This is a genomic window from Clostridium thermarum (assembly GCF_006351925.1).
Taxonomy (GTDB): domain Bacteria; phylum Bacillota; class Clostridia; order Clostridiales; family Clostridiaceae; genus Clostridium_AU; species Clostridium_AU thermarum.
Map to the genome: position 1 here is coordinate 2,742,559 of NZ_CP040924.1, position 22,354 is coordinate 2,764,912.

General features: G+C 36.2%; 14 protein-coding genes. 1 reads left to right on the forward strand and 13 read right to left on the reverse strand.

From position 1 onward, the window contains the following. Positions 1-13 precede the first annotated feature (13 nt). The 8 genes from FHY60_RS12370 to FHY60_RS12405 all read right to left on the reverse strand — a co-directional run bounded on the left by FHY60_RS12370 (position 14) and on the right by FHY60_RS12405 (position 12,907). Positions 14-2,113: a methyl-accepting chemotaxis protein gene (locus FHY60_RS12370; protein WP_139905333.1), complete on the reverse strand. Its 2,100-nt coding sequence runs from the start codon at positions 2,111-2,113 to the stop codon at positions 14-16. A gap of 98 nt (positions 2,114-2,211) precedes the next feature. Continuing rightward, complete coding sequence (locus tag FHY60_RS12375) at positions 2,212-3,078, reverse strand: carbohydrate ABC transporter permease (protein WP_139905334.1); 867 nt, start codon at positions 3,076-3,078, stop codon at positions 2,212-2,214. Beyond that, on the reverse strand, positions 3,078-4,052 hold the full coding sequence (locus tag FHY60_RS12380) for a carbohydrate ABC transporter permease (RefSeq protein WP_139905335.1): 975 nt from the start codon (positions 4,050-4,052) through the stop codon (positions 3,078-3,080). The genes FHY60_RS12375 and FHY60_RS12380 overlap by 1 nt, the downstream gene beginning before the upstream one ends. Positions 4,053-4,125: 73 nt before the next feature. After that, positions 4,126-5,505 (reverse strand): sugar ABC transporter substrate-binding protein, encoded by a 1,380-nt coding sequence (locus tag FHY60_RS12385; RefSeq protein WP_139905336.1) that lies wholly within the window; start codon positions 5,503-5,505, stop codon positions 4,126-4,128. 153 nt (positions 5,506-5,658) lie between these two features. Further along, a complete protein-coding gene (locus FHY60_RS12390) occupies positions 5,659-7,263 on the reverse strand; it encodes a response regulator (protein ID WP_139905337.1) in 1,605 nt (534 codons plus the stop codon). A gap of 45 nt (positions 7,264-7,308) precedes the next feature. Continuing rightward, entirely contained in the window at positions 7,309-9,144 is a 1,836-nt protein-coding gene (locus tag FHY60_RS12395; RefSeq protein ID WP_139905338.1) for a cache domain-containing sensor histidine kinase, read from the reverse strand. A 23-nt stretch (positions 9,145-9,167) separates the two neighbouring features. Continuing rightward, entirely contained in the window at positions 9,168-10,805 is a 1,638-nt protein-coding gene (locus FHY60_RS12400) for an extracellular solute-binding protein (protein WP_139905339.1), read from the reverse strand. Positions 10,806-11,065: 260 nt separating this feature from the next. Then, positions 11,066-12,907: a glycoside hydrolase family 3 protein gene (locus tag FHY60_RS12405; RefSeq protein WP_139905340.1), complete on the reverse strand. Its 1,842-nt coding sequence runs from the start codon at positions 12,905-12,907 to the stop codon at positions 11,066-11,068. Positions 12,908-13,198: 291 nt separating this feature from the next. Here FHY60_RS12405 and FHY60_RS12410 point away from each other — a divergent pair, with 291 nt between their 5' ends. Further along, positions 13,199-14,344, forward strand: a complete 1,146-nt coding sequence (locus FHY60_RS12410; protein WP_207671422.1) for a glycoside hydrolase family 5 protein — start codon at positions 13,199-13,201, stop codon at positions 14,342-14,344. Between the two features lie 245 nt (positions 14,345-14,589). Here the strand turns inward: FHY60_RS12410 and FHY60_RS12415 are convergent, their stop codons facing one another. From FHY60_RS12415 to ispH, 5 genes are all read right to left on the reverse strand, one after another. Continuing rightward, on the reverse strand, positions 14,590-17,025 hold the full coding sequence (locus FHY60_RS12415) for a glycoside hydrolase family 94 protein (protein ID WP_139905342.1): 2,436 nt from the start codon (positions 17,023-17,025) through the stop codon (positions 14,590-14,592). 60 nt (positions 17,026-17,085) lie between these two features. Further along, positions 17,086-18,120: a LacI family DNA-binding transcriptional regulator gene (locus FHY60_RS12420; RefSeq protein ID WP_139905343.1), complete on the reverse strand. Its 1,035-nt coding sequence runs from the start codon at positions 18,118-18,120 to the stop codon at positions 17,086-17,088. A gap of 204 nt (positions 18,121-18,324) precedes the next feature. Next, positions 18,325-20,748 carry a heavy metal translocating P-type ATPase gene (locus tag FHY60_RS12425; protein WP_423243568.1) on the reverse strand — a complete coding sequence of 808 codons (2,424 nt, stop codon included), beginning with the start codon at positions 20,746-20,748 and terminating at the stop codon, positions 18,325-18,327. A 22-nt stretch (positions 20,749-20,770) separates the two neighbouring features. After that, positions 20,771-21,139 carry an ArsR/SmtB family transcription factor gene (locus FHY60_RS12430; RefSeq protein ID WP_139905345.1) on the reverse strand — a complete coding sequence of 123 codons (369 nt, stop codon included), beginning with the start codon at positions 21,137-21,139 and terminating at the stop codon, positions 20,771-20,773. Positions 21,140-21,307: 168 nt separating this feature from the next. After that, positions 21,308-22,165 (reverse strand): 4-hydroxy-3-methylbut-2-enyl diphosphate reductase, encoded by an 858-nt coding sequence (gene ispH, locus FHY60_RS12435; RefSeq protein ID WP_163216042.1) that lies wholly within the window; start codon positions 22,163-22,165, stop codon positions 21,308-21,310. Positions 22,166-22,354 lie beyond the last annotated feature (189 nt).

Sequence of the window (22,354 nt, forward strand, 5' to 3'; positions counted from 1 at the left end):
CTTTTATAAAATTTTAAAGTTTAAACTTCTGAACCTTACTTTCTACATCAACCGCCAATTCCTTCAGATGCTTGGACAATTCCACCAATTCTTCGTTCAGGTTTTCCTTTTCTTCCGCAGATACTGCAATTTCTTTACTAACCGCAACATTATCTTCAGAGCTGGAACTTAATATGTCCATTATTTTATTGATATCTTCTCTTGTATTATTGATGTTTTCGATTTCATCTTTGACAATGAGAATTTGTCTAACCATTTCTTCCATAGTGTGTGCAATAGCATCGAAGCTCTCTGTGGTATCTTCCACGGAATGAACCTGTTCCTTCATAAATTGTTCAGATATATTAATGGCTTCGTTAAGTTCTTTAATCTTATCTTTCAGTTTATTTATTATTGACTCTATATACTTTGTAGAATTACTTGTCTCTGCAGCCAGTTGTTTTACAGATTTAGCAATAACTCCAAACCCCTTACCTTGTTCACCTAATCTGGCTGCTTCTATTTCAGCATTTAATGCCAGAAGATCTGTCTGCTTTGCAACTCCCTTAACCGCCTCAGTTATTTTGCCTATCTCCTTAAATTCACTGTTTAATTCAGTAGACATAGCTGCAATATTGTCAATTATGTCTGCAACCTTATATGACTTATCTTTTAAATCAGTTACAGAATCTTTGCCCTCACCAGTCAAGGCCTTTGTATTATTAATTCTAGAGCCAATTGTATTGAAATAACTCAAAATTTCCTCAATTTTATTAGATAGTTCGGTGGTTATTTGGTTTATCTTATGAACATCATTATTTTGATTTTTGCTTTTATTGTGAATCTCCATTATCTTTATAGATAGATTCTCAAATTCCTCAAAGTTTTTAGTAGCATTAACTGAAATTTCGTCCGCCGCCTCGGAGGTTATACCTGATAATGTATTGATATCCTTTATAGATTCCCTAAAGCTTTCAAGCATATCTACGAACCTGTCCCCTAACAACCCTACTTCATCCTTACGGTTTGGTAAGCTATCTATAGCCAAGACACCGGTTTTTACCTTATCCATCCTGGCAATAAGCTCTTTTATTCCTTTAGTGATATCTTTAGTAATAAAGGTGGAAAGGAAAAAAGCCAGCGCTAAACTTACTAAACCTATTATTAGCATTAGAAGTCTTATTGATGAAGCTGTCTTTGTCATATTACTGATGGGTGTGAGTCCAACCAATATCCAATCGGTATTTGTAAACTTGTAGTAGGTCACCAGATTCATTTCCTTGTCTATTTCTTTATTAAACCAGTGATTTTCATTATCTGCAACATAGCTTGAAATATCTATGGCATACTTATTACCATTTTCAGCCCTGTTGCTTGGATCCATTACTATATTGTTATCTGAGTCAAGAATAATAACTTTTGTGTTATAGTCAACCTTCATATCTTTAATCAAATTGTAAAGATAATCTTCCTTAAGATTGACAACCAAGTTACCAATACTTTTCAAACTGGTTGATATTCTCATTCTGTAAAATGCGGTTATAATTCTTGGCGACATTTGATTGGTAAGAGAATGTGCACTGACATAGGGGATCGTCTTTAATGAATCCTTTTCACTATTTATAAAGTCAACATAGTAGGGGTCGGAGAAGATATCATAGTCTTTATCACGTCCGCTTCCTCCGTAGTAAAATATGTCCTGACTATTGGAGACAATAAACATATCTGCAATATCCATACTTGTTTTAAAAGTATCATCCAAATACTTATATATCTGGTCTGAAGTTTGCACTTTTTTTCCTCGCTCCATAGAACTATACTTTGCTACTTTTTCTCCTAGACTGTCATTGTTTGCTACAGCCTTAAAGTCTTTGTCAAGTTCTTGCAAGGATCTATTAATACTCTCGCCCTTTTGCTTCATTAATTCCACTAAGTTATTCTTGTTTTGATCAATTATTATTTTTGAAAACTGAGTATAGGAGATTAATGAAACTATAATTAGTGATATGGAAATTAGTATTAAGAAACTTAGATTTAATTTTAGTCCTATCTTTAAGTCCTTTATTGAAAAAAGTCTTAATTTGGGCTTTACTCTCTTTTGAAATTTATTTATTGACAAGTTCTTTTTTAACATACTAATCACTCATCCTATTACTCTAATTTGTTTTTGTGCATCATTCTCTTATGTAAAGATAGGGGCATATATAGGGCCCCAGCTTTTAAAAATTCTCTCTATCCTTTAACAGCCCCTGCGGTCATACCGCTAATAAATTTCTTTTGAAGTGAGAAGAACATTATAAGAACCGGAATTGTGGATACAACGCTTGCAGCCATCATTAAATCATATCTGTTCTGATAATTTCCAACATACAATCTTATACCCACCGGTATTGTCTGAGTAGAAATATCCGTTGTAAGAACCCATGCAAAGAGTAATTCATCCCAGGCCATAAGGAATATATATATGCCTGTTGCTATGATACCGGTAGTAGATACCGGCAATATCACTCTTATAAAGGCTCCAAACTTTGTACATCCATCAATACGTGCTGCTTCTTCTAACTCCTTCGGTATGGTTGCGAAGAAACCTCTTAATATCCATATACTAAATGGAATAAAGAATGCTGAATAGGTGATTATTACCCCCGGATAGGTATTTACAATTCTTATACCGGTACTTTCTTGAAATTTTATAAACATCATATACAAGGGCAGTAAAAACATCATTCCCGGAATCATTTGAGTGGCAAGAACGGTACCTCCAAATATACCTGAGCCGGGGAACTTATACTTAGCAACAGCATAGCCAGCAAATACAGCTAAGCTCAGTGTAATCATTGTGGTTATCCCACAAATGATCAAACTGTTTTTAAAATATGCGAAGAAGTTAATATTCTGCCACATCTCCACATAATTCTGCCAATTGATTGGTTTTCCAATCTTTCCTGTTGCCAGGTCTCCTTGTGTCATTAATGAACTCAGTACCATCCAAAATATAGGAAAGACACTTAAAGTAATCATTACAATAAGTACAGTGTTTGCAACTGCCCGCTTTATTTTCTTTTTTCTTCTTATGTTCTCTGCGTAACTCATACTCATTATTCATCCACCACCAAACTATCTCTAAATACTCTATACCAAAGACCAACAACAGCAAGTACGCATATCATTACCACTATTGTTGCTGCTGCTCCGGCACCAAAGTTCCAAGTTCCAAAGGAATTTCTTTGAATATTAGTCATCAATAAATCTCCCCATTTGCCTGGATATCCGGCACCATGTCCAAACATCATGGAAACTATGTTATATGAATAAATATAATTGATCATAGCAAATAGTAATTGGACACCTATAATAGGCTTTAGCAGTGGTAATGTAATATGACGGAACTTTTGTATACTGCTGGCCCCATCAATTTCGGCTGCCTCATAATAATCTTCAGATATATTCTGAAGCCCAGCTAAAAGCATGATCATAACAAGAGGAACATTTCTCCAGATGGTAGGTATAATTATGGCCCATAGTACATTAGAACCAGTTAGCCAAAAGGGCCTATCCGGAAGTATGTGTAACCAGTCCACTAATATTCTGTTAATTATTCCTGTATCCTGCTGCCACATAAATCCCCATAACATACCAACTACATAGGAAGGCACAACCCAAGGTGTCAATAGTAAAGTTCTTGCCAACCCTCTGAATTTGAATTCTCTGTTTACCGCCATTGCTGCAGCAAGACCTATTGCTAGAACCATAAAACTACATATTACAGCATATATCCCGGTGTTTCTAAGAGCCTCTAAAAAACCTGAACGCATATTACTAGATGGATCAAATAAAACTCTATTAAAATTTTCAAAACCAACAAAAGGTGCGCTTAAAAACTTTTTTAAAGTAAATTGATTGAGTTTTAGTACGGAAAAATACAGGCCTTGTGCCATGGGAATCAGCTGCACAATTAACATAGCAACTATTGCAGGAGCTATTAGTGCATATGCAAATTTATTTCTACGAATATTCTCTTTCAAACTATACTTATGCTCTGTATAGACAACTTCATTTTTTTCTATTTTCATACGGCCCCCCCTTGAATACCCATAAGAATTATACAGGGGCTAGTCCCCTGTATAATTCTTAATAATGTCTATTTTATTGATTTAATACTGCATTAACATCATTAGCTGCTGCATCTAATTCGGCTTGTGTCTTAGCAGCATCGTAAGCTCCGTTTACACCCAAAGCATTATCCCATACGTTGGACAATCCCTTCTGGAGTAATCCTTCTGACGGAGCCCATCCAGGAATTGATGGATATGCTTTTCCGTATGGTAACTGTTCTTTGAATACTGAAAGCATTGGGTCATCCATAATAAATTGATTTTCGAAAGACTTAGCATTAGCTGGTAAATTACCATGTAATTTAGCATATTCAACCTGTGCATCTGCTGAAGCTAAGAATGCTATTAATTGAGCTGCTTCAGGCTTATTCTTAGAAGATTTAAACATTGCTAAAGTACTTCCACCAAAGAAGGCATATCTTCCCTTTGGACCTTCAGGAACTAATGCAACACCAACTTTTTTAGGATCTAAAGCCTTTTCGCTGTCTTTTTCATATTCTTGGTTAATTGTCTTTGCAAAATAAGCTCCGGAGAAAATTGTTGCATATTCACCTGCATTGAATAGGGCTTCAACTTCTGCTGAGTTCTTTTCCAGAGCAGCTTTTGACATTAAGCCCTCTACTGCCAGTTCAGTATAATATTTGATACCTTCAACTGCTTCTGGAGCATTGATAGTAGCTTTTCCGTCTTTTATGTACTCTCCACCTGCTCCCCAAATCCACCAAGCAAAGTTGTGTACAACGTTCCAGTCATTCTTACCTGGCATTCCTAGTGCAGCCATCTTCTTGCCATCTACTTCAACACCGTTTAACTTCTTCAAAGCTTCTTTGAAGCTGTCCCAGGTAGCAAAATCCTTTGTTGGATCAACCCCTGCTTTTTCACAGGCATCTTTTCTATAGAATAATGCTCTTGAGTCTATAAACCATGGCACTGCATATTTCTCGCTTTGTCCCTCTATTCCAGTAGTAGGTAAAGTTGCCTTAACAAAAGCTTCTTCTCCTCCAAAATCCTTGTAGTATGGAGTAAGGTCTTCTAAAGCATCCATCGCTCCTACTGCTGATACCCAGGTTGTACCTAACTGCGTAATATCTGGTGCTTCTCCGCTAGTTGCTGCTGCAGTTATCTTTGTCCAAGCTGAACCCCAGTCCAGAACAGTTGGTGTAACCTTTATGTGAGGATTTTGATCTAAGAATGGCTGGATAACTTTCATAAAATCTTCTTCCGGCGTTCCGCTGTTAGGCATAATCCAAATGCTCAGATTTACATCCTTTTTAGGAGTTTCTTCGTTTTTCTGTTCTTGATTAGTTGAGCCGCCACTATTTGCAGGCTTCTCTTCTTCTTTTTTTCCGCATCCAGCTAAGCTAACAGCCAGCATGCATGCCAATAATGACGAAAGCAATCTTTTTTTCATTCATTTTTCCTCCCTTTATTTTATTTACACTTTTATAATACTTTAATTACCTTAAATGAAGAATGGTAGGAAATTACGATAAAGTTATAAAAAATTACTTAATTAAACATTTACAAACACAAAAAAGAGATTCTTTTCTGAATCTCTAAATTGTTAGATATCATTCTTTTTATATTCAGCTGGAGTACAATTAAAGTGTTTTTTAAAAATTCTGCTAAAATATGCAGTTTCCTTATAGCCAAGAGCCTCACTTACTTCATAGACCCTGTAGTCATGCTTTCTCAGTAAAATCTTCGCTCTTTCCATCTTTGCCCTAGTTACATACTCTAAAAAGTTTTCTCCGGTTTGCTGCTTAAATATAGAGCAAAAGTAATTTTTGCTGATATTAAGATTTTCGGATATGGATGACAAGGTTATATCTTCTTCTATATGATTCAAAACATACTCACAGGCTCTTTGAACTATGTTATCATTTCTGTTTAAATTGTATTCTTTTATGACACTCACTAATGAGGTTATATTATCTGTCAGTTTCTTTTCAACTTCACTCAAAGTTTGGATACCCAAGAAGCCAATATTCATTATCTTACTTAAATCATATACATCTTTTAAAAAACTGTATTTCTTAAGTACATTATTGTACACATTGCTTACCAATTGAGTGAAGGCTAGATTAATTTTGAATGCATCGAGACTTGATATCTCAATAATCTGCTTTATTAGTTCTTTAAGAGCTGTCAAAGTTTCACTTTCTTTTCCAAGGATGATTGCTGTTATCAATACGTTCTCCTTTTCAATAGGATATATGAAATTCTCCTGTTTTAACTGTGCCAATTCACTTATATGAATGAGCTTGTTTGTACCAATCACATATTTATACTTCAATGCTTCCTTAGCATTCAAATAGCTCTTATGCATAGAGTATAGCTGGTTATATGGATTTCCCACAGCTATATTGAGTTCAGTGCCTAATTCCTCATTGCTTGCTTTAAGAATTTTATTTAAAACAGCGACAAAGTCATCATTAAAAACAGAAATATCAATTTCTTTATCAGTTTGAACTATAATAAATTTTTTTCCCAAATCTTCGTCCAATATGGAATAGTTGTCTATCTTACTTTTATACAATTCATCTTCTATCAAATGACTAACTGACTTTTCCAATTCATCTCTTAAGTGGTTATCAATCAATAACTGGCTGTTTGTTACAATATCATTAATCTCAACGATGGCCACCTGGATTTTGCCTTTAATCAAAGGAAGATTGTATTGTGAAATGTACTCATCCATCATAATGAGGTTTTTGCCTCTTAAAAGGTCATAGAGTATTTTTTCCCTTGATATTAACTTATTCATATTCAGTTCATGATATTCTTTATCTTTTTCTGACAGCTTTTTGAAGGCATTCACCAGAGTACTCTTCAATTTTGAAGCATCCAGCGGTTTTAAAATATAGTCAAAGGCCCCTAACCTAAGTCCCTGCTGGGCATACGAAAAATCATCATAGCCGCTTAGGAGCAGGACTTCAACTTTTAATCCCCTTTCTCTTATCTCTCTTAATAGATCAATGCCGCTAAGCTTAGGCATTCTAATATCTGTCACAATAAAATCCACCTGATGCTCATTTAACTTACCTAGAGCATCTTCCCCATCTCGTGCTTCGCATACAATCCTAAAGCCATACTCCTCCCAATTGACGATCTTTTTTAATCCCATTCGAATGATAGGCTCATCATCAACAATCATCACTGAGTACACATTTATCCCCCCTAAATCCGTTGCTAAGTCTTTGATTTGTTTGTACTAATTGTCCTGTTTAGGCAATTTCATTATTATCTTTGTGTAAGCTCCTATCTTTGATTCAACTGTAATACCATACTTATCGCCATAGAACAGCTTAATTCTTTCATTCACATTTTTTAGTCCAAGCCCATAGCTTGTACTCATATTACCATATATATGATCTTGCAATTTTTTCACATCTTCATCATCCATGCCTCTTCCATCATCTTCAACGGATAAGTATATAGAAGTGTCATCACAATCTATAGATATCACAACATTTCCATCCCCATCCCTCAACTTTTCTGATATTCCATGTTTAACTGCATTTTCTACCAAAGGTTGAATTGTTAGCTTCAAAATTAATTTATCTAAAAATGTACTATCTATATCTACTTTTAGATTAATTCTATAGTCATATCTCAGGGTCATTAAGGCTACATAGTTTTTAATGTGGTTAAGTTCCTCTTTAAGAGGTACAAACTCATTGTTCCATTTCATGTTGTATCTCATCATATCCCCTAAGGATGCTAAGCAATCCGATACCATAAAGTTTTCCTCAACTACTGCCATCATTCTAATATTTTCAAGGGTGTTATAGAGGAAATGTGCATCTATCTGGGTTTTTAAAGCTCTTAGCTCTGCTTCCTTGGTCATAACTTCCTTGTTTATGCTTTCTTTGATCAATGTGTCAATGGTCTTCATCATCTGCCTCAGGTTATGGGCCAGCACCCCTATCTCGTCAGTGCCGTATACCGGTATTGCAGGCATTAAGTCACCGGTTCTCACTTGCTTAACAGCTTTCAATATAATATAGAATCTTCTTAATAATGCTTTGGTAGCAAAATATATGATTATTGAAAGAAGAATTAAGCAGAGTACAGCTACAAAAATCAATACACTCATTGATTCTGTTATACTCTGTGTAATGCTCCCTACGGGAATTATACTTACTAGATAATTATCCACCATTGGTGCTTCTTTAAAAAGTACAACATATTCTTCTCCATCTTGACTGTATGTTGTTTCACCTCTTCCACCAGTCAGTTTGCCTTTAAGAAACTCCTTAAACCTAACTATATCGAACCCATAATCATTGATTACGGTGTTTTTTTCATTTGTTTTTATAGTAAGGTCATTTTTATTAATCAAATACATCTGTCTTTTACTCAATTTTTCTTCTTTGTACATATTAGGAAAGAAATCTTCAGCCTTCATGGTTACTCTTATAACCCCAATACTGCTCCCCGAATACTTCATAACCTTATTTAATGATACAATTAAATCACTGTTTTGTTCATGAAACATTGTCTCAGTCTTAATGTCATCATCGTAGTGATTAATATTCCAATATTCAGCCCCATCTTTACTCAAAACTTCTTTATACCAATTGTTATGAGCCACTCTTTTTTCCGCATAAATAATTGGCCAGAACTCATTGATGTTTGAATTTCTTGAAAATATGTTTATTTGCTTAATAGCCGGGTTATTATTCTGCAATCCTATCAGTTGTTTATATTTTTCATCGCTGAAACTTATAAGATATCTTACATCCTTATCTTCTTCAAAGGCAATAAAATCCAGCAGTTTCTTATCACGATCAACGGTGCTGACTATATTCCTCATTATGTACATATTTTTTTCAATGGCATCAGACTCAACATTGATTTCGTAATTTAGTTCTGCTATAGCATCCTTTCGTGCATTAGAAGAAAGTGACTGATAAGCATATATATAAAATACAACTATTGGTATAGCAATTATTGGAATATAAACTGCCATGGATTTTTTCATCAAACTTCTATCCGCAAGTATTTTGCTTATCTTTTCTATAAACATTCCTACGATTCTTTTCATTTAACCAGCTCCCGGTCTAATCACTATTTAATGCCTAGTTTTTTTTTGTTTTCTTCAAACTTTCTTTGCTTATATTGAATTACCTTTTCATTGCCATGATTCTCTGCATATTCTTCATATTGGTTAAATATTTTGTCAAATTCCTCATCGTCTTTTGCAAGGAGTAGCAGCTTTAATGTCTCCTGCCACTTTGTATTTACTTTTGAAAATATAATAGCTTCCTCTGATTCTCCATACGGATTTGTTTGATCATACACTGAAAAATTATACGTCTTTCCTTTTGGCCAATCCTGTAATACTTTTAAAGCTTCAGGCTTAGGCACTGCCCACTTCTGAATATAATTAGTATCCATCAGCATCCAATAAGTCTCTCCTGCCCCGTATTTATTATCAAAAGCTATCTTGTCTCTTTCTAATAGCTGTTGAACTTCCGGAACAAATTGCTCCTTACCATCAATAATATCCCAAGTTGCCCCTTGTTTTCCTAAATATAAGTCCTTATTTCCCTCTTCACTGATCAAATAGCTTAAAAACTTAATAGCTCTTTCCGGATCCTTGCAATTTTTCGAAATTAAAGTTACAGTCCAGCCAGAAATGCTATCCCCTGCCAAAGTAGGCTGGTCAAGATTAGAATTGGCCGGTCCATCAACAGGAATATAAATTTTATTTTTGTCCTTAGCATATAGGGCTAACTGCTGAACCTCTAAATCGGATCTCTGATAGATCATGGCAAAATATCTGCCTTTAATTATATTTTCCTCAATTTGAGCTCTACTTTCATAAAAGATATTTTCTGCTAAAAGTCCTAGTTCATTGGCCTTTCTTAAGGTTTTTAGCCATCTAATAAGTTCTGGGTCAGTATACCTATCATATAACTTTCCATCCTTCTCATAGGGTACAGCTAAGAAATTTGGCAAAATACTATCAATGGACAGGTTTCCACTCTTAGTAAATTCATGCATTCCCAAAGGAATCAGGGACTCTTCGCCTACCATAGGAAATCTATTTTTTGCTTCTTCCAGGGCCTTCAGAAATCCTTCAGGTGTCCTCATGTCAGGCTTTCCTAAGGTCTCATATATATCCTTCCGTACTAAGAAGGTTTGATTGGATGGTTTTCTGTCCTCTTTATAGTTCTCATAATCTTCTATTGGCAGGGAATAATTAGGATAACAATAAACATGTCCATCACTTTGTCTATACCATTCAAGCTTTTGCATATCTGCTACCTTAAAAAAGTATGGGTCATACAGCTCGGACAATTCATCAAGCGACAATGCCAATCCGCTCTTTATTATGTTTTTATAACCGTCATCCCATGCACTCAAGGTTATGAAATCAGGAAGCCTGCCTTTATCTAGCATAGTCCTTAAGTTCTCTGCTTCATCCCCCTTTGGTGTCATAAAATTTATGCTTACCCCTGTCTTCTCTGTAACATATTTAGATACTTCATTATTTCCCCATGCAGTTGTAAACCATGAATAATTTATGTACCAATCAAAGGTAATAGGCGATGTATCATCTTGCCAGCTTGATTTATTTTTTTCCTTGCCCATATCAGTTTCCTTCACAAAATTTTTGTCATAACTGCAGGAAAGTAGGACCAAAGTTATGACACTTAAGAATGCAGTTTTCTTTAAAATTCCTTTTGCCTGAGTCTTCATAATTATTGACCCCTTTCTTAACCAGAACTTGTGCTTTCATGGATGCTAATTTTCTATGGTGATGAGAAAGACTGCTGATTACGTTTTCACAATGAGTATCTATTGCTTTGTTATATATGATTGTATGGCATAATAAAAACTATAATCATTTAACTCCACCGTTAAAATTATTATAACGAAAGCTAAAGCACAATTCAATGTAAGGAAAACACGCATAGGGAATTGAAATCCCACATGTCTTCAATTCCCTATCTCTACTCCTAATATTTAAGGCCATAGCCTATAGGAAATAATATATTTTCCTCTTTTATAGGCAGATTATGGCTGTTTTTGGGCCATGTTACCGGAAGGGTACCCTTAAAGTTATAATCACCATAAAGTACCTCTGCTAGAGCTTCCCCTTCAGTTCCGGGGAGCCATGCTTCAACAAATGCGTTCCAATCCTTTAAGTATTCAGTTACTATTCTCGGTCTACCGGATACCATGATAGTCACTATAGGTTTATTTAGCTTTTTCGCCTCTTCCAAAGCCTCTATGTTTCCTTTCAAGGCCATTCCATTGTCCAGGCCCAAGCTACCATCATCACCTTGACCTTCTGCATAGCTTTCTTCACCTATTACTACCACAGCAACATCAGCGTCCTTTGCCTTTTCTATATCCGTTATTATTGTTCCGCCATGCTTTTCAGCAATATTCTTAAAGCCCTTCAAGATAGTTGTTCCGGAGGTTTGTCTCATATTTCCCTGCCAGTCTATGGTCCATCCACCGCACTGCAGCCCCACACTATCAGCTGCAGGACCGGTAACATAGATTTTTTGGCTTTTCTTTAAGGGCAATACCCCATCATTTTTTAATAGCACAAGTGATTCTCTAACGGCTTCTTTAGCTACTTCTCTATGTTCCTTAGACCCAAAACCATTTCTAATTAGTTTTTCATCACCAAGACCATTTTCAAATAGTCCTAAATCAAATTTTACAGTTAGAATCCTTGCAACAGCATCATCGATTCTTTCCATAGTAATTTTCCCGTTATTCACGGCCTTCTTTAGTGCACTAACAGCATCTTTCCACTTGTTTGGCTCCATGAGCATATCTATACCAGCGTTTACTGCAATAACAACCTGTTCCTCAAATTCTGCATCGGGAATTTGATGTATTCCTTCCCAGTCAGTTATTACAAAACCTTTAAAGCCTAACTTTCCTTTTAATACTTCTGTAATCAGATATTTGTTACTATGATTTTTAATACCGTTTACACTAGAAAATGAAACCATAATAGATTTTACGCCTGACTTAACAGCCTCATCATAGGGCGCAAGCTCTTCTTTGAACAGTTTATCTTCATCAATTTCAACATTACCTTGGTCAATCTTGTAGCCGTTATCTCCGGTACCCCATTCTGTTGCACCGTCAGCAATATAATGTTTCGCCGTTGCTGCAACGTTATAAGTTTGAAGTTGATTAATATAGGCAGAAGAAAGGTTCTTCACAATATCTACCTTCTCACTATAGCCCTCGTAATATCTGCCCCATCTTAAATCCTTAGTAACAGCTACACAGGGAGCAAAATTGTAGGTTACACCCGTTGCAAGCATTTCTTCTGCTGTTACTGAGGCAATTTTCTTCATTAACTCCGTATTATTAGCAGCTCCTAAGCCAATATTATGAGGAAAAATAACAGCATCTTTTACAAGATTGTGACCATGTACTGCATCCACACCATATATAATCGGTATTCCTAATCTTGTATTAGCCGCTCCCTGCTGATATTGCTTGATCATTTCAATCCAGCCTTTAGGGGAATTATCCTTTGGTGTTGATCCTCCACCGCTAAATACGGAGCCAATATAATACTTTCTTACCTCTTCCGGTGTTATGTTTACTCTCTCAGCCTGAACCATTTGTCCTATCTTCTCATCTACATTCATCTTGCTCAATAAGTCTTTAACTCTATCTTCTGTTGAATATGTATTATCTTTATAAATTTGATTTTCTTCTACAGATGTATTAACAGTTTTCTTATCACTTCCTCCACAACCTGTAGTTAAAACAAGAAAAACACACAGCAATAAACTTAATATATCCCTTTTGTACCCCTTCATTCCTTAATCACCCGTTTCTACATTATCTTCATAATTTTACTACATAATTGTAATTAATATTACTATAAAATCTTCCGATTTTATGGTAATATTTTCAGTTTATATAGATCATACGTTAAACTTTATCTCCTGTGCACTTCAAAACAATAACTGTGTCTACTTTTCTAAGTTGTATATCTAAAAATATAAAATACTGAATTTTTATTTATATAATCGTAATTTTGTAAACTATTTTTTAGTCCCCTAAAATGTATAATGAAATTATTATGTGTTTGCATGGAGGGAAAGTTAATGAAGAAAAAAATAGTTTTTGCCTCGGTAGTCCTAGCTTTAGCCTGTGCCGGATTTGTTCTTTACACAAGATACAATTCTAAGTTACCAAAGGAAGGTTTCTTGGCAACTGACGGTAATAAAATTATTGATAGCTCAGGAAATGAGGTTCACCTATCAGGAATCAACTGGTTCGGCTTTGAGGAATACACAAATGCTCCCAGAGGTCTTGAGCGTAGAAATATGATAGAAATCATTGATCAGATAAAGGCCCTAGGATATAACACCATCAGACTTCCTTTTTCCAATGATATATTTCAGGAAGGCCGTATAGCCGGCAGCGTAAATGATGAACTAAATCCTGAAATTAAAGGATTAAAACCTCTTCAGATAATGGATAAACTTATTGAAGAATGTGGCAAGCGGGATATAAAAATAATTTTAGATAGGCATAGACCGACAGCTTCCGGTCAATCGGAATTGTGGTATAATAATAAGATTTCTGAGGAAAAGTGGATTGAGGATTGGGTAATACTAGCGCAGAGATATAAAGATAATCCTGCTGTAATTGGAGCTGATTTACACAATGAACCTCATGGTGCAGCTACATGGGGAACAGGAGACCCAAATACAGATTGGAAAATGGCTGCCGAGAAATGTGGTAATGCTATTTTAGAAGTTAATCCAAATTGGCTGATCATTGTGGAAGGAATTGAAAGTTATAATGGAGATTATAACTGGTGGGGAAGTAATCTAATAGGCGCCGCTGAGCACCCTATAAAACTCAAGGTAAAGAACAGACTGGTCTATTCAGTTCATGAATATTCTACCTCAGTTCATGATCAAAGCTATTTTCATGATAGTGACTTCCCAAATAATATGACTAAAAAATGGGACAAGTATTGGGGATATATACATAAAGAAAATATAGCTCCAGTTTTATTGGGAGAGTTCGGAGGAAGAAAGATAGCTGAATCCGAAGAGATTGAAGGCATATGGTTCTTTGAGTTATCAAAATATATTAAAGCCAATAAGCTTAACTGGACTTTCTGGTGCCTGAATCCGGAGTCTCATGATACCGGTGGCATATTAAAAAGTGATTGGATAAGTGTTGAAGATGAAAAGCAGAATCTTCTTACCCCATTGCAATATCCTTTTATAAAATAGATACCATCACAAAAGAGACTGGGGCACAAAATAAAAAAAGAGCGGCAGCTCTTTTTTATATAAGGGAATGCTGCGCCTAAAAAGAAAATTGCGTCACAACGTAATTTTCTAAATGAGTAATGAGCAGTGAGTAATGAGTAATTTCATCCATGATTACTCATTACTCATCACTCATTACTAATTAAAAAAGTGCTTCGCAACTTCTTTCAAATAAGCAGAATGGCCCTATTACTTATTCTATTTAACTAAGCCATTTGCACCTTTACTTGATGCTCTTTGCCATCACCAGACACCGGTAGTATATTTCCTTCGATCTGCTTTCCGTCTACCCAAATAGCGCTCACCCCCTTAGACACATGGTTTGGATTTTCTATAGTGATTTTATATGTGTCTCCTCTAAATTGACGTGTTATAGTATAGCCGTCCCATTCCTTTGGAATACATGGATTTATCTTTAAACCGTTATAATCAGGCTGAATGCCAAGAATCCATTGTGATATAGCCACAAAGTTCCAAGCAGCAGTACCGGTTAACCAAGAGTTCTTTGCTTCTCCATGACGTACTGCATCTTTTCCGGCTATCATCTGTGAATATACATATGGTTCTGTCCTGTGTATTTCACTTATATCTTCCAGGTAAGCCGGAGCAATCTTTGAGTATACTTCAAAGGCTCTGTTACCTCTTCCTATAACAGTTTCTGCAATTGCAATCCATGGATTGTTATGACAGAATATACCTGCATTTTCCTTATATCCCGGTGGATAGCTGGATATCTCTCCAAGATTCAAATAGTACTTTGAGTATGGAGGGTTTTGAAGTACAATACCATACTTAGTATCCAATCTTTCCTTAACAGAATCTAAGGCCTTTTGTGCTAACCCTTCTTCAACACCTATTCCACCCATGACACAGAAGCCCTGTGGCTCAATGAATATTTGTCCTTCTTCGCATTCCTTGCTTCCAACCTTTTTACCTTCTGCATCGTAAGCTCTTAGGAACCATTCTCCATCATAACCATACTTTATTACGGCTTTTTTCATCTTTTCTATGTGCTCTTTTGCTTCAGCTGCTTCATCATGAAGACCCCTATACTTGCAAAGAGCCACGTAATCTTCTCCGATGAAGGTAAACATACCTGCTATAAATACAGACTCTGCAACCGGACCTTCTGAAGGACCGCTAGTCTGGAAGGATTCTCCCGGATTCTTTGAGAAGCAGTTTAAGTTCAGACAGTCATTCCAGTCCGCTCTGCCTATAAGAGGTAATCCATGAGGTCCAAGATTATTTACCACATGATAGAAGGAACACTTCAAATGTTCAAATAAGCTGGCTGTATTGTCTTGGTTGCAGTCAAAAGGAACTTGTTCATCTAATATGCTGTAGTCGCCGGTTTCCTTTATATAAGCTGCCACTCCTAGAATTAACCATAGTGGGTCATCGTTAAAGCCACTTCCAATATCATGGTTTCCTTTCTTAGTAAGTGGCTGATACTGATGATATGCACTTCCGTCTTCAAACTGTGTGGCTGCAATATCCAATATACGCTCTCTTGCCCTTTCAGGTACTTGATGAACAAAGCCAAGCAAATCCTGGTTAGAGTCTCTGAATCCCATGCCTCTGCCTACTCCGGATTCGAAGTAGGAAGCACTTCTGGACATATTAAAGGTAACCATACACTGATATGGATTCCAAATATTTACCATACGGTTAAGCTTTTTGTCGTTGCTTTCTAAAGTGTACTTTGACAGAAGCGCTGCCCAGTAGTCCTTTAATTCGCTGATTGCTCTATCTGCCGCTTCTGTGGTACTGAACTTTTCCTGCATTGCTATAGCATTTTTCTTATTGATAATGCCTGGTCTTTCCCACTTTTCTTCTTCCTTGTTTTCCACATAGCCTAATACAAAGACCAATACCTTTTCTTCGCCAGGCTGTAATGAAAGATTTATCTGGTGAGAAGCTATTGGTGACCATCCACTGGCTACAGAATTACTTGCCTTGCCATTTACAACAGTCTTTGGAGCCTCTAAGCCGTTGTACATACCTAGGAAGGATTCTCGGTCTGTTTCAAAACCATCTATTTTAGTATTTACAGAATAGAAAGCATAGTGGTTTCTTCTTTCCCTGTATTCTGTCTTATGATAAATTGCAGAGCCTTCTATTTCCACTTCACCTGTACTGAAGTTTCTTTGGAAATTAGTTGTATCATCATGTGCATCCCAAAGACAGAATTCAACAAAGGAGAAAAGTGAGATATTTTTAACTTCTGCTGAAGCATTTTTCACTGTAACCTTATGCACTTCACCTGTAAAATCAAGAGGTACAAAAATAAATTGATTTACTTCTACATCATTTCTTCTTCCGGTTATGGAAGTGTAGCCAAGACCATGTCTGCATTCATAGCTTTGAAGTTCTTTTCTTACTGGCATCCAGCCCGGTGTCCAATAATCTCCTCCATCATAAACGTAGTAATATCTTCCGTTGCTATCTAAAGGAATATTGTTATATCTATATCTTGTAATCCTTCTCAATCTTGCATCTTTATAGAAACAATATCCACCGGAAGTATTGGAAATCAAACCAAAAAACTCTTGGCTGCCTAAATAGTTTATCCAAGGATATGGCGTCTGAGGGGTAGTAATGACATACTCCTTATTTAGATCATCAAAATAACCAAATTTCATTATTTTCGTCTCCTCTTTAAATTTATTTTTATGAACGCGCGTTTACAAGTTGTAAAAAAATTAATATTCTCTGCAAGTACCTCTAATTTTTAAATTTGTCGGTATTCTATTAACCAGTTTATAATTTCTCTCTTCAAGATCAATTATACCTTCTACCGCTTTTTGGGCCATTTCATATATTGGTATGGCCACAGTAGTTAATGGCGGTTTTGTCATAGATGCAAATGGAATATCATCAAAGCCAATTATGGATATATCCTGGGGAACACTAATGCCATTATTGTGAAAGGCCTCCATTGCTGCAATAGCCATATCGTCGTTACAAGCAAATATTGCAGAAGGCAGTACCTTGTTCTCTATTAACTTCTCCACTTCCCTATAGGCAATATGCTTCAAAAACTTCCCATTCAATACAAACCTTTCATCTATCTGCAGACCATTTTCAAGGAGCGTTTCCCTATAAGCTTTATATCTCTGTCTTCCGGAGAAGGTATTCATTCTACCGGTGATAATTCCTATTTTTTTATGTCCCAGGGAAATCAGATATCTCAAAGCTTCCTTGCTTCCTTCATAGTCCATAGAGTTTACAACATTCAGTTTGTATTTAGTGTTCTTTTCAGCATTTTCTTCATCATAGTCGATGATAGATATGGGGAGCCCCTTCACCTGTATTTCATTGATGATCTCAGTTTCATTTTCTGTTCCCAATATGATACAGCCATCAACACGCTTTTGAAGAAAGACTTCTTTGATTTTGTTATAATCTTTTTTCTCATAGATGGTATGTACCAACACATAATATTCCCTACTGTTTGCATAATCCACAACAGCGTTAATGAATGGTGAAAAGAAACTGTTTTGAAAGATTCTATTCTTGTTAAGAGTATCTGCAGTACTTATTACAAAGAGACCAATGGTATTTGTCCCTTTTCCAGCAAGAACTCGGGCAGAAATATGCGGCTGATAATTATATTTTTCTATTGCAGCCAATACCTTTTCTCTGGTTTCCTGGGGTACGTTGGGATAATTGTTAATAACCCTGGACACAGTACTTCGAGAAACCCCGCAGAGCCTTGCAATGTCTTCACTTTTCATCAGCATCACCTATTTTCTTTATGAACACGCGTTTATAGCAATATTATACTCTAAGCAAATATTAAATTTCAATATTTTTTATATAATATGAAGCCGATCAATTAAACATAATATGAACCTACTTCATTCCTATTTATATCCCCATACAAACAAAAGAGGTTGGCTAAAAGGGACTAAGGTCCTTTTAAGCCAACCTTAAATATCCTATATATTCTTTGTATTCATAGCCCTCATAGAGTTGATAACTGCAATTAGGGTTACACCTACGTCTCCAAATACTGCTTCCCACATGGTTCCCAGACCTACGGCAACCAGTACAAGTATTATGGCTTTTACTCCTAGTGCCATGAAAATATTCTGCATAACTATGGTCCTAGTCTTCTTAGCAATCTTTATTGCGGAAGCTATTTTTGAAGGTTCATCGGTCATTATAACCACATCCGCAGCTTCTATAGCTGCATCAGATCCAATACCTCCCATGGCTACTCCTATATCTGCCCTTGCCAGTACCGGGGCGTCATTAATTCCATCACCCACAAATACCAGCTTTCCTTTTCCGGACTTTTCTCTATCCAGAAGCTCTAATTTTTCAACCTTCTGGTCCGGTAAAAGCTCTGCATAAACTTCATCCAAGGCCAGTTCCTTAGCCACCCTTGTTCCAACATATTTATTATCCCCCGTTAGCATCACTGTCTTCTTTACACCAACGGCTTTCAGCGCTCTTATTGCCTCAGCTGAATCTTCTTTAATTTCATCGGAAATTACAACATATCCCGCATACTGTTTTTCTATTGCTACATGAACTACAGTTCCAATTACATCTACAGATCTGTATGCAATATTTTCCCTATCCATCAGCTTAGCATTACCAGCTAATATTTCTTTACTTTCCACAACGGCCCTAATCCCATGACCTGATACTTCTTCATAGCTTTCTACAGCAGATTTATCGACTTCCTTACCGTAGGCATCTATTATTGAAGTAGCTATAGGATGATTTGAAAAACTTTCTGCATGGGCCACATAGGATAAAAGCTCTTTCTGTGAAACAATACCTTCACTCTTTATTTCTGTTACCTTGAAAACTCCTTTAGTTAAAGTCCCAGTTTTATCGAAAACTACAGCCTCCACATTGTTAAGTGCCTCTAAATAGTTACCTCCTTTAACTAATATTCCGCTTCTGGAGGCTCCTCCAATACCACCAAAAAAACCAAGAGGTACAGATACCACCAGTGCACAAGGACAGGATACTACCAAGAAGGATAGGGCTCTATAGATCCAATCGGAAAAGGCTGCACCTTCTATTAATAAAGGTGGCAAAACTGCTAAAGCCAGAGCTGAAAATACAACTATGGGTGTATAATATCTAGCAAACTTTGTTATAAAATTCTCTGTAGGAGCTTTTTTACTGCTGGCATTTTGAACTAAGTCCAATATTTTTGCAATAGTGGAGTCCCCAAATTCCTTTTCAACTTCTATGGTCAGAAGTCCGCTTCTATTAATAACTCCTCCTAGGACCCCATCGCCAACTCCAACTTCTCTAGGAATAGATTCACCAGTTAGGGCAGAGGTATCAACCATAGAACTTCCTTCAATCACTTTACCATCCAAAGGCACCTTCTCACCAGGCTTAACAATTATTATATCTCCAACCGCTACTTCCTCAGGAGCTACCTTCCTTATTTCATCCCCAAGCATTAAGTTTGCAAAATCCGGCCTTATATCCATTAAGGCTGAAATAGACTTCCTGGAACGGTTAACTGCTATACCCTGGAATATTTCTCCTACCAGGTAGAAAAGCATAACAGCAACACCTTCTGCAAAGTCACCTACACCAAATGCGCCTATAGTTGCAATACTCATTAGAAAGTTTTCATCAAAAATTTGTCCTCTGAGGATATTTTTAGCAGCCCTTAGCACCACTTCTCCTCCTACCAGGATGTAGCTTATAAGGTATAAGGTTAGTTCCACAGCAAATGAGAACTTAAAGGCTGTGGCAATGATAAATATTGCTCCTCCCACCCCCAGCTGCATGAACTCCTTCTTGCTCCCTTCACCATGCTCATGATGGTGGCCATGACCGTGTTCATGTTTTTCAGTTTTGGAATTAGTAAAATTCCTTTCAAGTTGTATTACATTAACGTCCGGCTCAATTCTCTTAACTATCTCATTGACTTTTTCTATGACAGTACGCTGCTTAGAGGGAATATCTATTTCCAATACCAGTTTTGTCGATACAAAATCCACCAGTGCAACTTTAACCCCGTCAAGTTCACTTACTTCTTTTTCGATTTTTGCTGCACAGTTAGCGCAGCATAAGCCTTCAAGAAGAAATTCTTTCTTTATGGTCTTGTGACTTTGCTTTTCCTTAACTTTTACATGGGCTTCCACTTTGACTACAGTATTAGCAGCGGCTGCTATCAAAGCTTTTGCTTGCTCATTTTCTTCAATCTCAATGGTAAGGGTCTTAGTAGGAAAGTTCACAGTTGCTGAGTATATCCCCTCTAACCCTGAAACCTCTCTCTCTATCTTGTCTGCGCAATTAGCACAGTCTAGGCCTTCCAGAATAAATTCCTTTTTCACTTTTTTATTATTGTTTTTGCCTAAGATTTTTATATTACCATCCAAGTTAATCCCCCCTAGCATTAGTTTACTTTTTCTCTGATATGTGATCTAACCCCTGATTAAATATGCTTTTTATATGTTCGTCATCTAAAGAATAATAAACTACCTTTCCATCCTTCCTATACTTCACTATTCTGGCTTGTTTCAAAACCCTTAATTGGTGTGAAATAGCTGACTGAGTCATGTTTAACAGGGCTGCTATATCACATACACACATTTCTGCTTGAAATAAGGCACATAATATTTTAATTCTTGTAGTATCTCCAAAAACCTTAAACAGGTCTGATAGGTCGTAAAGCAATTCTTCTTGCGGTATATGATCTTTTACTTTATCAATTATGTCCTGATGTATAATTGAACAGCTACAGCTGTCTATTTCTTTTCTTTCATCCATGATTATCCTCCTTCAACTTGAACGTATGAATAACTGTTCATATATTCATTATATGTATCATGCTATTTTTTGTCAATATATTCGAAACCTTAGGCTATTTTTTCTGAAAATAAAAAGCTGATGAACAACATATTAGTTGCCATCAACTTTTCTTATAAAATATCATATTTACTTCTCAAGGTACCCTCTAAGTTTTTCCAACACATCTTGGATAATCCAATCCGGTGTGGAAGCTCCTGCTGTGATACCTACCTTTTTTATATTTCCGCTTTCAAATAACCACTTTGGAATTTCGCTGCCATTATCTATAAAGATCGTATTTTCACAGTGTTTACTGCATATCTCATATAGCTTTGTAGTATTTGAACTGCTTCGACTACCTACCACTATCATTACATCTACAATTTTTGCAGTATCTTCAGCACTGGTCTGCCTTTCTTTTGTAGCACTGCAGATGGTATTAAAGGTTACCACCTCTTTACATTGCTTTGATACTACTTCTATGACTTTCTCAAAGTTAGCCTTTTTTTCTGTAGTCTGTGCCACGATACATACCTTGGGAGCACTTATAACCAGTCCTTCTCCATCCTTGGTTATAATTGCTGTATTATCACACCATCCATTGCTACCTATGACCTCAGGATGGTTTTTATCACCTACTATGACAATTTGATATCCTTGTTCATAATACATTTTCACTCTTTTGTGTATTGCCAATACATAAGGACAAGTTGCATCTACCACTTCTGCACCGGTATTTTTAATTTGTTCCATAACTTGAGGTGAAACACCATGGGATCGGATAATAACTGTATCCTTATCATTTAGCTTGTCTAGACTATTTATATCTACTTCATTTATACCTTTTTGCCTAAGATGGTCAACCACATTTTTATTATGGACTAAAGGTCCAAAGGTATAGATGTCTGATTTACTTTTTTCTTTATAATCTGTGGAGGTATCTACTGCCCTCTTAACCCCAAAACAAAAGCCAGCATTCTCTGCCACAATTAATTCTTTAAACAATATCCATCCACCGCCTTAATAATTAAATTCTTAGCTTTGGCCCATTTTATTATATCATATTTTATTAATTGTAAGTGACATGAATCCTATTTGTTTATCAAGTTTCTTAAGTACTTTAAAAAATTTATACAAATTCATACAAAATAAAAAACTGGGCTGCAGCAAAGTACTATACTACAGCCCTGTTAA